Consider the following 12478-nt stretch of genomic DNA (forward strand, 5'->3'; position numbering starts at 1 on the left):
CTTTGGAAGACGCACCGCGCGGTGCAGGATTGCACCATGATCGACTGGGATGACATTCGCTACTTTCTTGCCGTGGCGCGCGGAGGCTCAGTGCGGGCTGCCGCCGAGGGCCTCGGGGTGTATCACTCGACCGTGCTGCGACGCATCGCACAGCTCGAGGAACGCCTCGGGGCGCAGATGTTCGAAAAGCTGCCTTCGGGCTACCGCCTGACGGCTGCGGGCGAGGAGGTCCTTGAGCTCGCGAACCAGATGGAAGCGTCGTCGCACCAGCTGGAGACGCGCGTCTTCGGGCGCGACCAGAGCGTGCGCGGGCTTCTGCGGGTGACGTTGGCTCCGACCCTCGCGACACACCTGCTCATGCCGGATTTCGCCGATTTCGCGCGTCTGCATCCTGATATCGAGATGGAAATCGTGTCGTCCGGCGAGCTGGCAAATCTGACCAACCGAGAGGCCGAGGTGGCGATCCGCGTCGTCTACGACCGTAAAACTCTGCCGCTCAATCTTCACGGCCTGAAGGGACCGGAGGTGTTCGGCGGCGTCTACATGTCCTGCGATCGACTAGCCGCTTGGCGTGCGGGTGCGCCTGATCCGATCCGGTGGATCGTCATAAGCATTCATGGAATTCCGGATTGGGCCAGCGAGGGTGAGATTCGCACCACGGGGGTTCCATTCAGGACCACGGACGGCGAGGCGCAGATCGTTGCTGTACGGCAAGGGCTCGGGATCACGACACTGCCCTGCTTCGTCGGAGATGCCGACCCCCTATTGGTGAGGGTGCCGGGCACCGACCTGCACATGTACGGAACGCTCTGGCTTCTCACACAAGGGGAGACACGCAAGACGAAGCGCGTGCGGCTCTTCACGGAGTTCGTATCCCGCAGGCTCTCCGCATACGCTCCGCTTCTCGCGGGGCTGCCCATATCCCGCGACTGACGCCCGGCAGGTCGCCGGCGACGCTTGCCGTCATCCGGTCGGAAGCCGAGCTGCGATTTCCATCTAGCGAGTCCCGAGATCAAGCCGGAACGTAGGTCAACCTGATCACATCCTCGCCAATCCGGTCATGAGCCATCAGGTGGAGCGGCGGCCGGGGTCCGGCGAAATATGGCTTGCCGTGACCGAGCACGACTGGGTGCAGGTAGATTCGATACTCATCGATCAGGCCAAGTTCGGTCAGGCTTTGCGCCAAATTGGGGCCGGCAACTTCGATCTCGCCGTCGCGTTCCGCCTTCAGTTCGCGGATCGCGGCCTCAAGATCTTCCCCAACAAGCGTGGCCTTGGGACCGACCGACGCCAATGAGCGCGAGACGACCCATTTCGGTTGGCTCCGCCACGCCGTCGCGAAAGCCTGTCGCTCTGCATCCCATTCAGGATGTTCGTCGTCCCAGTAGCGCATGACCTCATACATCTGACGACCGTACACACTACCCGCCTGCCGCTGAGCCTCTTCGATGAAGTGGCGGAAGAGTGTCGGGCTTGGCGCAAACGCCATATGATCGACGTAGCCGTCCAGGGACTGGTTCATTCCGAACACAAGCTTAGCCATCTTCACTTCCTTTCCTAAAACGGCATATCCGCGCGCAGACCTGCTTGCATTATGCAATCGGTTGGAAGTTAGCTCAACTGGTTTTATTTCGTAATTGGTTTTTGAAGTGCACAGCGATCCGCGATCCGATGGCCGCCAACCGGCCGGCCTGAGGTGGACAACGACCTGCCCACCTCAGGCTATCAGCATAGACAAGCCGCCGTCAGAGGACGCTATTTCAGCGGCAGAAACAGCTCCGCCACCGCCTCATGCTCCGCCACCTCCGGGAAGAAGCTCAGCCGTTGGCAATAGATCGGGAAGTTGCGTGCTTCCTCGCCGCTGGCCGGAAGCCATTCGCGATAAAGGTAGAGGGCGGCGGGCTCCAGATTGTCGGTGTTGCCGACGACACGCAGCACCGCGCAGCGCCCGCCGGGGATCTCGCCGGCTTTGATCTCTTCGCCGTTCGCCTCGATTGGTTGGCTGATCCCGACACAAAGGTCGACGCTATAATCGGCAGGCGACTGAGGACGCCGCTCGGAGCGCCAGACGTTGAAGGTCGGACTTGTCCTGGGGTGCAGGCCAGCGGCCTTGCGCCAGGCGATGAACCGCTGGATGGTGGCGCCGAGCGACGCAGGGTCGCCCCGATGCTCCATGATCGCCACCGGCGTGGCAGGCACATTGCGAATTATCACGTCTTCAGCGATGAAAGTCTTCTGCATGAGCTTGCTCCTTGCATTGTCGAGAGGCCCGAAGGCGGCAAGCCACGGCTCCCATTCGGGAGATTTCCGGAACGACGAAGGCGATTGCCCGAACCGTTGCCGAAAGGCGCGGGCAAAGGCATCCGGTGCGTCGTAACCGGCATCCATCGCTATATCGGTGACGCGTTCTTCGTCCCTGTAAGCCAGCCGGTATGAAGCGCGCTTCATGCGGGCAAGCTGGATATAGCGATACACTGACAATCCGAAGGTCGCCGTGAACTGCCGGTGGAAATGAAATTTCGAGAAGGCTGCGACACTGCTCAAAACGTCAAGATCGAGATCGTCATCGAGGTGCCGGTCGACATAATCCAGCACTCGCTGCATCCGCTCATGATAGTTCCGAAGCGCTGCGGTCATTCGTCTTGGTCTCCGTGGCAGCTCAAACTAGATCCCTCAGGCAACGCAGCGCTCGACCGATCTTGCGGTTAGCCGGTGCCGCCCGATCGGAGCATCTTGCGATCCTCGCCTGGCACTGTTATTCGCATTTCCGTCTTAGAGGAGAATGCCTTTGTTTGCCGTCGCAACGATCCAGAACTCACCGGCTGCGGCGGTAGGGATAGAGGCGCTCGGCATCGTGACCGAGAGCTGATCCTCGCTCTATCGCTCGGCCTTTCGCGCGCCAATGCCGGCGCATGTCTAATGTCGAGAAGACTATGATTATCGAACTAACATCTCATGATTTTGACGCGCTGCTGAAGGGCATCGCCCCTGCTCATCTGCGCCTTGTCCAAGACAGCGCCATTGCACCTCCTGAAGTCCTGGCGATGTTGAGCCGCCTCGCCGCTGACATCGGCGCGGAATTTTCACCGTCGGCCTGGATGATCGTGGAGGATGACGAGATCGTCGGCCTTTGCTCTGTCATCAAGGTTCCGCGGGATGGCAATATCCATATCGGCTATGGGGTTGCGCCTTCCCGCCAAAGCCGTGGATGCGCCACGCGGGCGATAGGGCAGTTGCTTCAGTGGGCGCGGAACGACCATCGCGTGGCCTTAGTCTCTGCGGAGACCGGGGTCGACAACATCACGTCCCGGCGCGTTCTTGGACGCAATGGCTTTATCCGTATCGGCGAGCGTGTCGATGCCGAAGACGGTCCGTTGATCTGCTGGGAAGCAATGACCGTCTAGGTTTGCAGACCAGGGAAGCCCCAGACCGGAAACGACCGGCCAAGGTTCAATTACCTCGGCCGGCCGTTGTCATGAGGGGAATGACGACTGCGGATCCGAAGCCGGCTTCAGCGGCCGTAGGTCACCTCGACGGAGGCCTTGGCGAGCGTATTGGCCCTGACATAGAAGCCAACCATGGCAGCCGGGGCGGTCTCAGGAAGCGGGAGCTTGTCCACCGAGAGCGCATAGACGGTGAACTTGTAGTGGTGCGGCTGATCGCCGGCCGGCGGGCATGCGCCGCCATATCCGGACATGCCAAAATCCGTGTGACCTTCGACGGCGCCTGCCGGAAGCTTTTTGTCACCGCTGGCGCCGGTGGCAATCTCCGAGGCATTTGCGGGAATGTTGAACACCGACCAATGCCACCAGCCCGAGCCTGTGGGAGCATCCGGATCGTAAGCCATGATGGCGAAGCTCTTGGTCGCCTCAGGCGCACCCGACCAGGTCAGCTCCGGCGAGATGTTCTTGCCGGCGCAGCCGAAGCCGTTGAAGATCTGCGCGTCGGCCATGGACTTGCTGGCGACCAGATCCTTCGAGGTGAGCTTCATTTCGGCCTGTGCGGCCGTCGCGCCGAAGACGGACGTAGCGAGAAGTACTGCTGTGATGAAACGCATGCTGTTTTCCTGCGGTTGATAATGCCGGAAAACTATCGTCACCGCGCAAGCGCATCTGCCCCGCTACGCTCAACTTCTGCCCCGATCCGCTCAAAACGCTCAGAGCCACCCCGGACATGGCGCGGATTGACGCCGAACCGCTCTTTGAAACGCGCCGCGAATTGAGAAGGAGAGTCGTAACCGACCTCAAGCGCAATCTGCGCCATCGGCAGGGTTGTGGTTTGAATGAGGCCCAAGGCGCGGTTCATTCTTGTATCGCTCAAGATCTCAGTAAAGCCGGTACTTTCGGCGGCGAGCTTCCGCCTCAGCGTCGCTTCACTCATGTTGAACGAGCGCGCCGCGTGCCCCAGCGTCCAATCAAAGGCCGTATCGCTTTCAATCATCTGCCGCAGCCGGTCCTCGAGCCGAGGACTTTGGCATTGGCCCAGCACCGCTCCGCCGAGCGCAAACCAAGTGATGAGTTCGAGCAACCGCGCCTTGGCAATGGCGCCGGGAAGCCTCGTCAGATTGCCGGGCTGACAGCAATAGTCAAACAATGCCGCAGCTTCTTCCGGCAGGTCCGAGGTGACTGCCGGGACAGGCCTTGATGGGACGGCAATCGACCCCATCCTGCTGTAGGCTTCCTCGAACAGCTGTCGCGGAACGGGAAGCGCCAGGGTCTGATACTTCTGCGGCGCCTTGGGAATGTTCTCCATCGTCAACGGTCGATAGTCGGGCAGCAAGCCATAAGCGCCGGCTTCGAGGCGCAAAGCCTTATCATCGGCCATGACGATCTTGGTTCCCGACTGCACCTGTATCAACAAGGGGCTCGTATTGACGAGACGATAAAAACAGGCCCGCCCACCCTGACGGATCAAAGCCCTGGCCGGAACAGGAAAGACGTCGTCGAGCATATGTTCTCCGCAAAAGGATGGAAGCGCGGCGAGCGGTGGCGTCTATAGAGCGCGCGCCGCCTCGCTGGCCTCTATCATCGGGAATATCAAAGCCGGATGCCAGCGGCAACATCAGCCCAAGCCGCAGGATTTGAGCCCGTGCGACTGGCCTGAAATCGCCGTCGAGACTTACCAGCGGCGGCTTAAGCCCAGACCGCATTACCGCCGGTCGGAGCTGCGGACATAATCGACCAATGCGCGCAACTTCAGCGGCTGCCTCTGGCGCCTGGGGTAGTAGAGATAGAAGCCCGGAAAGGGTGGACAGAAATCCTCCAGCAGCGGCACGAGTTCGCCGCGGTCGATATAGGACTGGAAGGTTTCCGCCATGCCGAAGGTGATGCCTGCCCCCGCGCAGGCCATACGGATCATCATTCCCATGTCGTTGGTCGTAACAGTGGGATCGACGGAGACGTCGAAGTCGCGGTCGTTTTCGGTGAACTCCCAGCGATAGGGCGCCGTATCCGGGCGTGGGCGCCATCCGATGCAGGCGTGGTTCTGCAACTCGCGGGGATGGCGGGGATGGCCGCGGCGGTCGAGATAGCTGCGGGATGCCGCCGCGCATTGTCGCTGCTCTTCGGAGACGGAGATCGCGATCATGTCCTGCTCGATCACCTCGCCCAGCCGGACGCCCGCGTCGAACCCGGCCTCGACGATATCGAATTCGTCATCGGTGATGGTGATATCGAGTTTGATGTCAGGGCAGGCTTCCATGAAGCCGGCCAGCAAGGTGCCGGACAGGAAGTTCTCGGCGATCGAGGAAACGGTGATCCTCAGCAGGCCGCTCGGGCGCGCCTGCATTTCCCGGACCGTCTGCATCGCATCATTGACCTGCCGGACCGATGGACGAACCGCCTCGAAGAACACTTCGCCGGCTTCGGTCAGGCTGACGCTGCGCGTCGTGCGCTGGACCAGGGCGACTCCGACCCGATCCTCGAGGCGCTGCAGGGCCTGGCTGACGGCGGAACGGGTGACGCCAAGCCGCTCGCCGGCAAGCCGGAAGTTCCGCGCCTCCGCCACCGCAAGAAAGACTGAAATGCCTTCGAGATCGTCGACCATTGGTTAGCACTTCTAACCAAGGCATCATGGATTGGCAACTTAATCGCCGCGGATCGGCGCGCTATCTTTCAGGTCGAGGTCAACGCCAAGACCCACTCATCGGCAAATCTTCTTCGAAAGGCAAGGCAATGCGAAAGTTTTTCAAAAGCTCGGTCCTGCCGTTTTTCACGGCGATCACCCTGGCTGGCACGGCGATCAGTTCGTCAGCCGCCGATGCCATGAACCGCCAATCTCACCAGCAACAAACAAGCGAGAACGCTATGCAGCAACATTCCTATGTCGGCATGTGGGTTACGGATGATGGCCGCGTCCGCCACGAGCTTCTGCCGAATGGCCGTTACGACGAAGCCCGTGGCAGCAGAGAAAGCGCCTATCGAGGACGCTACGACGTCACCGGAAACCACATCGAATATTGGGATGACACGGGCTTCACAGCCGACGGCGATTTCGTCGACGGCAATACCCTCCATCACGGTGGCATGGTGCTTCGGCGCAAATGACGTGCCGCCCGAAAGGCAACACCACACAAGAAGGCCGCATTTGCCGGCCGGAAAGGATGACGATCATGTCTTCCCCAACACCCATCTGGTTCATCACCGGCGCATCGTCCGGCCTCGGCCGGGCGCTCGCCGAAGCCGTGCTGGCCCGTGGCTGGCGCGCCGCTGTTACAGCGCGCAGACCCGAGACCCTGGCAGATCTCACGGCGCAACACGGCGACCCCGCGCTTGCCCTTGCACTCGATGTGACGGACAGCCGCTCCATCGCCGGCGCGGTTCGTGACGCCGAAACGCATTTCGGTGCGATCGACGTCCTCGTCAACAATGCCGGTTACGGCTACTTCTCGGCGATCGAAGAGGGCGATGATGCCGAGATACGCGCCCAGTTCGAGACCAATGTCTTCGGACTGATCGCCGTCACCAAGCAGGTTCTGCCGGGCATGCGCCGACGCCGGCAAGGGCATATCTTCAACGTCTCTTCGCTCGGCGGGCTCGTCGCTTTTGCCGCAACCGGCTATTACCATGCCACCAAGTTCGCGGTCGAAGGCTTGTCGGAATCGCTTTCGCATGAGGTCAGGCCGCTTGGCATCGATGTGACGATCCTTGAACCGGGCGCCTTCCGCACGGATTGGGCCGGCCGGTCGATGGTCGAATCCAGCACGATCATCGAAGACTACGCCGAAACGTCAGGCAAGCGGCGCCAGGCCACCCGCTCGATCTCCGGCAACCAGCCGGGCGATCCCGCGCGCGCGGCAACCGCGATCATATCGGCGTTCGAAGCGGACGTGCCGCCGCTGCGCCTGCTGCTCGGTGCACCCGCCCTGAAGATCGCCCGCGAACGGCTCGATGCGCTGCGCACAAATTTCGACGCCTGGGCGGAGACGACGCTCAGCGCCGATTTTCCAAGCTAACCGTAACGAAAATCTCACCTGCAAAAATGGAGCTTGAAATGTCTGATATCAAAGGGAAAGTCATTGCCATCACCGGCGCCAGCAGCGGCATCGGAGAGGCCGCGGCAAAGGTGCTGGCTGCCGCAGGCGCCCATATCGTCATCGGCGCCCGCCGCACCGAGCGCCTGGAGGAACTCGCCGGCGAAATCGCCGCAAAGGGCGGGTCGGTGCGCCGGCGACAGCTTGACGTCACCGACCGTTCCCAGGTGGAAGCCTTTGCAGGCTTCGCCCGCTCCGAATTCGGACGGCTGGACGTTATCGTCAACAATGCCGGCGTCATGCCGCTGTCGCTACTCGACGCCCTCAAGGTCGACGAATGGGACCGGATGGTCGACGTCAATATCAAGGGTGTTCTCTATGGCGTTGCGGCGGCGCTTCCGATCATGAAGGCGCAGGGATCAGGGCAGATCATCAACCTGTCTTCGATCGGCGGCCACAGCGTCTCTCCGACGGCGGTTGTCTATTGCGCGACGAAATTCGCGGTACGGGCGATCTCGGACGGACTGCGGCAGGAGTCCGATCGTATCCGCGTCACCGTCATCTCTCCGGGCACGACGACATCGGAACTCGCCGACACCATCACCGATCCGACGGCGCGTGATGCCATGAAGGCTTTCAGGGCGATCACCATCAGCCCCGAGGCCGTCGCCAATTCGATCCTCTACGCCGTCAGCCAGCCTGATGATGTCGATGTCAGCGAGATCATCATCCGACCGACAGCCAGCCCCTATTGATCCGCTGAGATTGCTGCCAAAGTAATTCCAGCAAAAGTGTAGAGCGGTTTTGCCAGGCAAAGCGCGAAGCGATTTTGCCGGGAATTGCGGAAAACGAAAGAGCCTCCGCCGCCTAAAAACCCAGCGACTGCTGGGCGGGCGGCGGCGGTGCAAGGTTGACGCCTTCGAGCTCCAGCATGCGGGCCTTCGATGACGAACCGCCGGGCGCGGAGAAGCCCCCGATCTTGCCGCCGGCCGCAAGCACCCGGTGGCAGGGGATGATCAGGGCGACAGGGTTCTTCGCCATCGCCTGGCCGACGTCGCGGGCGGCTTCCGGCCCGACGCCGAGCTCCTTGGCCAGCGCGCCGTAAGTGGTGGTGCGGCCCCAGCCGACACGCCTTGCCGCCGCATAAATATCCCGGAAGAAGGCATCCTGGCCGGCAAGATCGAGTTCGACGCCGGAAAAATCCGTCTCCTCGCCCTGGAAGTAGCGTTTCACGGCGGCGACCGTCTCGAGCACGCCAGGCGTCGGCGCGCCGGCTTCGGCATCCGGCAGGCGGCGCAACAGCAACCGTTCCGTCGCTTCCGCTGACTTGGTCGGCAGTTGGAAACGGATGATGCCGGCGTCGCTCCAGGCAATACCGCAGAAACCGCCCGCGGTTTCGAAGATGAGATAGTGGTGCGTTGTCTCAGCCATGACACAGCCTCCGCGTTTTCGATGACCTTCAAAATCGTATGGGACGGCCGCTGTTTCAACCCGTTTCTTGCGCGCGCCAGGCTTCCAGGAAATATTGCGATGCGCCCCTGCATTGTCGACCGACTAGCCACTTCACCCGGTCCTGAGCGACGTTTCGGATAAGTGTGGCCCCGAGCATGTCGGGAAATTATGTTCTCTTTTTGTTCTTGATGTTGTTTCCTTGCAGAGTATCTTCGTCGCGTTTTGAAAACGACGAGGCGGGTCATGACGACCTGAAACTCCATGAACCAGATGCCCTTCGACTTCGGAGACGACAAAAATGATCGCGGACGGCGGAACGAAAGCTACGTCAGCGGACACCGACTTTTCTTTGCGCTCTGCCCTCCTGATGCCGTCGAGCAGCAGGCGGCCGCAATCGCCGATGACTATCGTCGAGCCTTCTCCCTTTCCGGGATGCCGCGCCTGACGACATTGCATGTGTCGATCATCTGGGTCGGCGACTATCCGAGGCTGCCGGAGGATGTGGTCTTCGCGGCACGACAGGCCGGCGCCACAGTCGAGAGTGCCCCGATCGCAATAAGCTTCGACCGGATCATGCGATTCCCGCAGGCGCGTTCGCTTGTGCTTTGCGGCGAAGGCGGACGGAAACCACTGACACGGCTGCACGTCCAACTGGGCGTCGGCATGTACAATGCCGGCTTGCGGCACAATGTCGGCCGCGACTACAAGCCGCACATGACACTTCTCTATGACCGCAAAGCCGTGCCGCCGACGACCCTCGACACACCCGTTTCATGGACCGCGTCCGAATTCCTGCTCATCCACAGTGTTCTCGGAAAAACCGAACATCGGATCATCGATCGCTGGCCGCTGCTCGGCTGAGGCAATGATGTCTTCGGACCACGCTTGCGCTTGCCCCATTTCCGCTCATATAGCTCGGAATGCCTAACCGCGCGCTGGTTGTAAACGGGAACGAAGACAGCATGGACGTTTCAGAGATCATCATCCCTGGAGATACGCCGGGAACGGAGTGGCGGTTGCCGGTGCTGCGCTTTAAAGGCCACGATCCGAAGGCGCCGAGGGCCTATATCCAGGCGGCACTGCATGCCGGCGAGCTGCCGGGAACGGTGCTGCTGCATTTCCTCTGCGAAAGGCTGCGGCAGGCGGAAAGCCAAGGTGGGATCGCCGGCGACATCACCATCGTGCCGCAGGCCAATCCGATCGGTGCGGCGCAATCGCATTTCGGCGAGCTGCAGGGCCGTTTCGACCTGGGCTCACGCACCAATTTCAACCGGGATTTTCCGCTGATCTCGATTGTCGATCGCGCCACGCTGACCGAAGATCTCGATGATTACCCGGCTACCGACAGATTGAAGAGGCAGCTGCTGCATATGGCGCTTGGCGCCGATCTCGTGCTCGACCTGCATTGCGACGACGAATCCCTGCAATATGCCTATATCGACGAGGCCTTCTGGCCGGAGGCCGCCGATCTTGCCGCTTCACTCGGCATGGAGGCCGTGCTGCTTTCGGATGGCGAAAGCTCGGCCTTCGAGGAGGCCGTCGGCTTTGCATGGAAATATGAGGTTCCCGGCGAACGCCGGCCCCGTCTGCCCGGCAAACTCTCCGTCACCGTCGAGCTGCGCGGCAAACGCGACGTCGATCCGGTGCTGGCGAAAAAGGATGCGGATGGGCTCTGGCACTTCCTCGCGGCACGGGGGACCGTTGGCGACGAAAAGCCCGCGGCAATGCCATTTTCCGGTCCGGCCGTGCCGCTCGACAATGTCGAGATCATCCGCACGCCAGAAGGCGGAGCCGTGCTCTTCCATCGCGACATCGGCGAGAGGGTTGCCGAAGGCGACCGCCTAGTGACTATCGTCACTAGGCCGGGGCAGCCGGGCGGCAGCATCGAGCTCACCGCGCCGCAGGACGGGCTGATCCTGACCCGAACCTCCGACAGGCTGGTGCGGCGGCGCGGCGACCTGATGAAGATCGCCTGTGACGAACCCAGCAAGGCTTCCCGCAAGGCCGGCACGCTGGAGAATTGAACGGGGCCGGTTTTGTCCGGCTGCGATTGTCGACGCGCTCGGGGATAAAACGTCGGACGGCGTTTGCGCCGGCCTTCGTGCATGTTATCTCGCTGCTATCACAGGGAGATCGATCGGGCATGGCCGTCACCATCTATGGCATCAAGAATTGCGACACGATGAAAAAGGCGCGCAGCTGGCTGGAAGAACATAGCGTCGCCTATGAGTTTCACGATTACAAGGCGCTCGCTATCGACCGCGCCCATCTCGAAGCCTGGATCGACCAGGCCGGCCTCGATACTGTGCTCAACCGCGCCGGCACTACCTTCCGCAAATTGCCCGACGCCGAGCGCGAGAACCTCACCCGGGAGAAGGCAATCGCCCTGATGCTCGACCAGCCGTCGATGATCAAGCGGCCGGTGCTGGAAGTGAAGGGCAAGCTGCTGGTCGGCTTCAAGCCGGAGATTTACGCCGGTACGTTCGGAGGCTGACAGGCGGCCCGCTGAACTCACGAGGGAAAGAGATGTCCAAGACTACGCGCGCGACACAGCTTCTTTCGCAGGCAGGCGTCGCCTTCACCGTTCATGCCTATGACTACGACCCCAATGCCGAGCGCGTCGGGCTGCAGGCGGCCGAAGCGCTCGGCGAGGCGCCGCATCGGGTGCTGAAGACGCTGATGGCGGAGGTGGACGGCAATCCGGTCTGCGTCGTCGTGCCGTCGGACCGCGAGGTCAGCATGAAGAAGCTTGCCAGCGCCTTTCACGGCAAATCGGCCAATATGATGAGGCCTGCCGATGCCGAGCGACTGACGGGTTATCATGTCGGCGGCATCAGCCCGTTCGGCCAGAAAAAGACCGTGCCGACGGCGATCGAGGAAGCCGCACTTGGCGAACCGCTGGTCTATATCAATGGCGGGCAGCGCGGGCTGCAGGTGCGGCTCGATCCGAAGCATGCGTTGAAGGCACTGAAGGCTGTCGCCGCGCCGCTGATTGCCTGATCGGAGCATGATGCCGAAAAGTGTGAGCGGGTTTCGGACGACATCATGCTCTCACTATTGAATCTAGAGGAAGCGGTCGAGCAGGCCGGCGATCGCCTTCGCCTCGTTTTCGGCAAGCTTGCAGCCGATATGGGTCTCGATCGATTTGGCATAGACGATCCACATGCGCTCGCGAAGCTTTCGGCCGGCATCTGACATCACCACCCAGCGGCCGCGTCCATCCTCGGCGAAGACCTCGCGCCGGACCAAGCCCTCTCTTTCCAGCCGGTCGAGCAGGCGAGAGAGATTATACTGGGCCAGCAATGTCCGCTCTTCGATCTCGTAGGGGCGCAGTTTGCCGTCTTGCGAGCGCGCTAATTCCCACAGCACGTCATACCAGGCAAGCGGCGGCATGCCGGCCGTTTTCAGGTCGGCTTCGATGGCGCCAAGCAACCGCTCGCGGGCGCGCATGATGCTCGTCCAGGCAGAGGTAACCGCTTCGCTTGGATTCGACGGCTTTTCAGACATAAATGCAGTTACATCTATCTTGAATTCCGCCGCAAGCGTTATTAGATG

General features: G+C 61.5%; 16 protein-coding genes. 9 read left to right on the top strand and 7 right to left on the bottom strand.

Going from position 1 to position 12478, the window contains the following annotated elements; all coding sequences use genetic code 11:
- Window positions 1-36 precede the first annotated feature (36 nt).
- The gene (locus ACM5SV_RS16775; RefSeq protein WP_222015132.1) at window positions 37-933 is read left to right on the top strand and encodes a LysR family transcriptional regulator; all 897 of its coding nucleotides are present in this window, start codon (window positions 37-39) and stop codon (window positions 931-933) included.
- Window positions 934-1012: 79 nt separating this feature from the next.
- Here ACM5SV_RS16775 and ACM5SV_RS16780 read toward each other — a convergent pair whose 3' ends face one another.
- Together ACM5SV_RS16780 and ACM5SV_RS16785 are read right to left on the bottom strand one after the other, a co-directional pair.
- A complete protein-coding gene (locus tag ACM5SV_RS16780) occupies window positions 1013-1543 on the bottom strand; it encodes a dihydrofolate reductase family protein (protein ID WP_012759815.1) in 531 nt (176 codons plus the stop codon).
- Between the two features lie 212 nt (window positions 1544-1755).
- Complete coding sequence (locus tag ACM5SV_RS16785; protein WP_012759814.1) at window positions 1756-2637, bottom strand: AraC family transcriptional regulator; 882 nt, start codon at window positions 2635-2637, stop codon at window positions 1756-1758.
- Between the two features lie 275 nt (window positions 2638-2912).
- Here ACM5SV_RS16785 and ACM5SV_RS16790 point away from each other — a divergent pair, with 275 nt between their 5' ends.
- Window positions 2913-3404, top strand: coding sequence for a GNAT family N-acetyltransferase (locus ACM5SV_RS16790; RefSeq protein ID WP_041935616.1), 492 nt, complete (start codon window positions 2913-2915; stop codon window positions 3402-3404).
- Between the two features lie 107 nt (window positions 3405-3511).
- On the opposite strand, the gene ACM5SV_RS16795 is transcribed toward ACM5SV_RS16790, so the two are convergent.
- The 3 genes from ACM5SV_RS16795 to ACM5SV_RS16805 form a co-directional block, all read right to left on the bottom strand.
- Window positions 3512-4057, bottom strand: coding sequence for a YbhB/YbcL family Raf kinase inhibitor-like protein (locus tag ACM5SV_RS16795; RefSeq protein ID WP_012759812.1), 546 nt, complete (start codon window positions 4055-4057; stop codon window positions 3512-3514).
- A 38-nt stretch (window positions 4058-4095) separates the two neighbouring features.
- The gene (locus ACM5SV_RS16800) at window positions 4096-4950 is read right to left on the bottom strand and encodes a helix-turn-helix domain-containing protein (protein ID WP_128438475.1); all 855 of its coding nucleotides are present in this window, start codon (window positions 4948-4950) and stop codon (window positions 4096-4098) included.
- Window positions 4951-5148: 198 nt separating this feature from the next.
- Window positions 5149-6045, bottom strand: a complete 897-nt coding sequence (locus ACM5SV_RS16805) for a LysR family transcriptional regulator (protein WP_012759810.1) — start codon at window positions 6043-6045, stop codon at window positions 5149-5151.
- A 128-nt stretch (window positions 6046-6173) separates the two neighbouring features.
- Between ACM5SV_RS16805 and ACM5SV_RS16810 the strand changes: the two genes are divergently transcribed.
- Genes ACM5SV_RS16810 through ACM5SV_RS16820 form a run of 3 tightly spaced genes read left to right on the top strand, consistent with a single transcriptional unit; the run spans window position 6174 to window position 8226 of the window.
- A complete protein-coding gene (locus ACM5SV_RS16810) occupies window positions 6174-6545 on the top strand; it encodes an Atu4866 domain-containing protein (protein WP_012759809.1) in 372 nt (123 codons plus the stop codon).
- A 56-nt stretch (window positions 6546-6601) separates the two neighbouring features.
- Complete coding sequence (locus tag ACM5SV_RS16815) at window positions 6602-7453, top strand: oxidoreductase (RefSeq protein WP_171815708.1); 852 nt, start codon at window positions 6602-6604, stop codon at window positions 7451-7453.
- A gap of 38 nt (window positions 7454-7491) precedes the next feature.
- Window positions 7492-8226, top strand: coding sequence for an SDR family oxidoreductase (locus ACM5SV_RS16820; RefSeq protein WP_012759807.1), 735 nt, complete (start codon window positions 7492-7494; stop codon window positions 8224-8226).
- Between the two features lie 112 nt (window positions 8227-8338).
- Here ACM5SV_RS16820 and ACM5SV_RS16825 read toward each other — a convergent pair whose 3' ends face one another.
- Window positions 8339-8902 carry a methylated-DNA--[protein]-cysteine S-methyltransferase gene (locus ACM5SV_RS16825; protein ID WP_012759806.1) on the bottom strand — a complete coding sequence of 188 codons (564 nt, stop codon included), beginning with the start codon at window positions 8900-8902 and terminating at the stop codon, window positions 8339-8341.
- A 282-nt stretch (window positions 8903-9184) separates the two neighbouring features.
- Between ACM5SV_RS16825 and ACM5SV_RS16830 the strand changes: the two genes are divergently transcribed.
- From ACM5SV_RS16830 to ybaK, 4 genes are all read left to right on the top strand, one after another.
- Complete coding sequence (locus ACM5SV_RS16830) at window positions 9185-9784, top strand: 2'-5' RNA ligase family protein (protein ID WP_222015131.1); 600 nt, start codon at window positions 9185-9187, stop codon at window positions 9782-9784.
- 101 nt (window positions 9785-9885) lie between these two features.
- On the top strand, window positions 9886-10947 hold the full coding sequence (locus tag ACM5SV_RS16835) for a succinylglutamate desuccinylase/aspartoacylase family protein (RefSeq protein WP_222015130.1): 1062 nt from the start codon (window positions 9886-9888) through the stop codon (window positions 10945-10947).
- Window positions 10948-11066: 119 nt separating this feature from the next.
- On the top strand, window positions 11067-11417 hold the full coding sequence (locus tag ACM5SV_RS16840; protein ID WP_222015129.1) for an ArsC family reductase: 351 nt from the start codon (window positions 11067-11069) through the stop codon (window positions 11415-11417).
- 32 nt (window positions 11418-11449) lie between these two features.
- Window positions 11450-11923, top strand: a complete 474-nt coding sequence (gene ybaK, locus ACM5SV_RS16845; RefSeq protein ID WP_012759802.1) for a Cys-tRNA(Pro) deacylase — start codon at window positions 11450-11452, stop codon at window positions 11921-11923.
- Between the two features lie 63 nt (window positions 11924-11986).
- Here the strand turns inward: ybaK and ACM5SV_RS16850 are convergent, their stop codons facing one another.
- A complete protein-coding gene (locus tag ACM5SV_RS16850; protein ID WP_012759801.1) occupies window positions 11987-12430 on the bottom strand; it encodes a MarR family winged helix-turn-helix transcriptional regulator in 444 nt (147 codons plus the stop codon).
- Window positions 12431-12478 lie beyond the last annotated feature (48 nt).

Origin of the sequence: Rhizobium sp. CRRU65 (assembly GCF_048551595.1) — a bacterium.
Classification (GTDB): Bacteria; Pseudomonadota; Alphaproteobacteria; order Rhizobiales; family Rhizobiaceae; genus Rhizobium; species Rhizobium leguminosarum_J.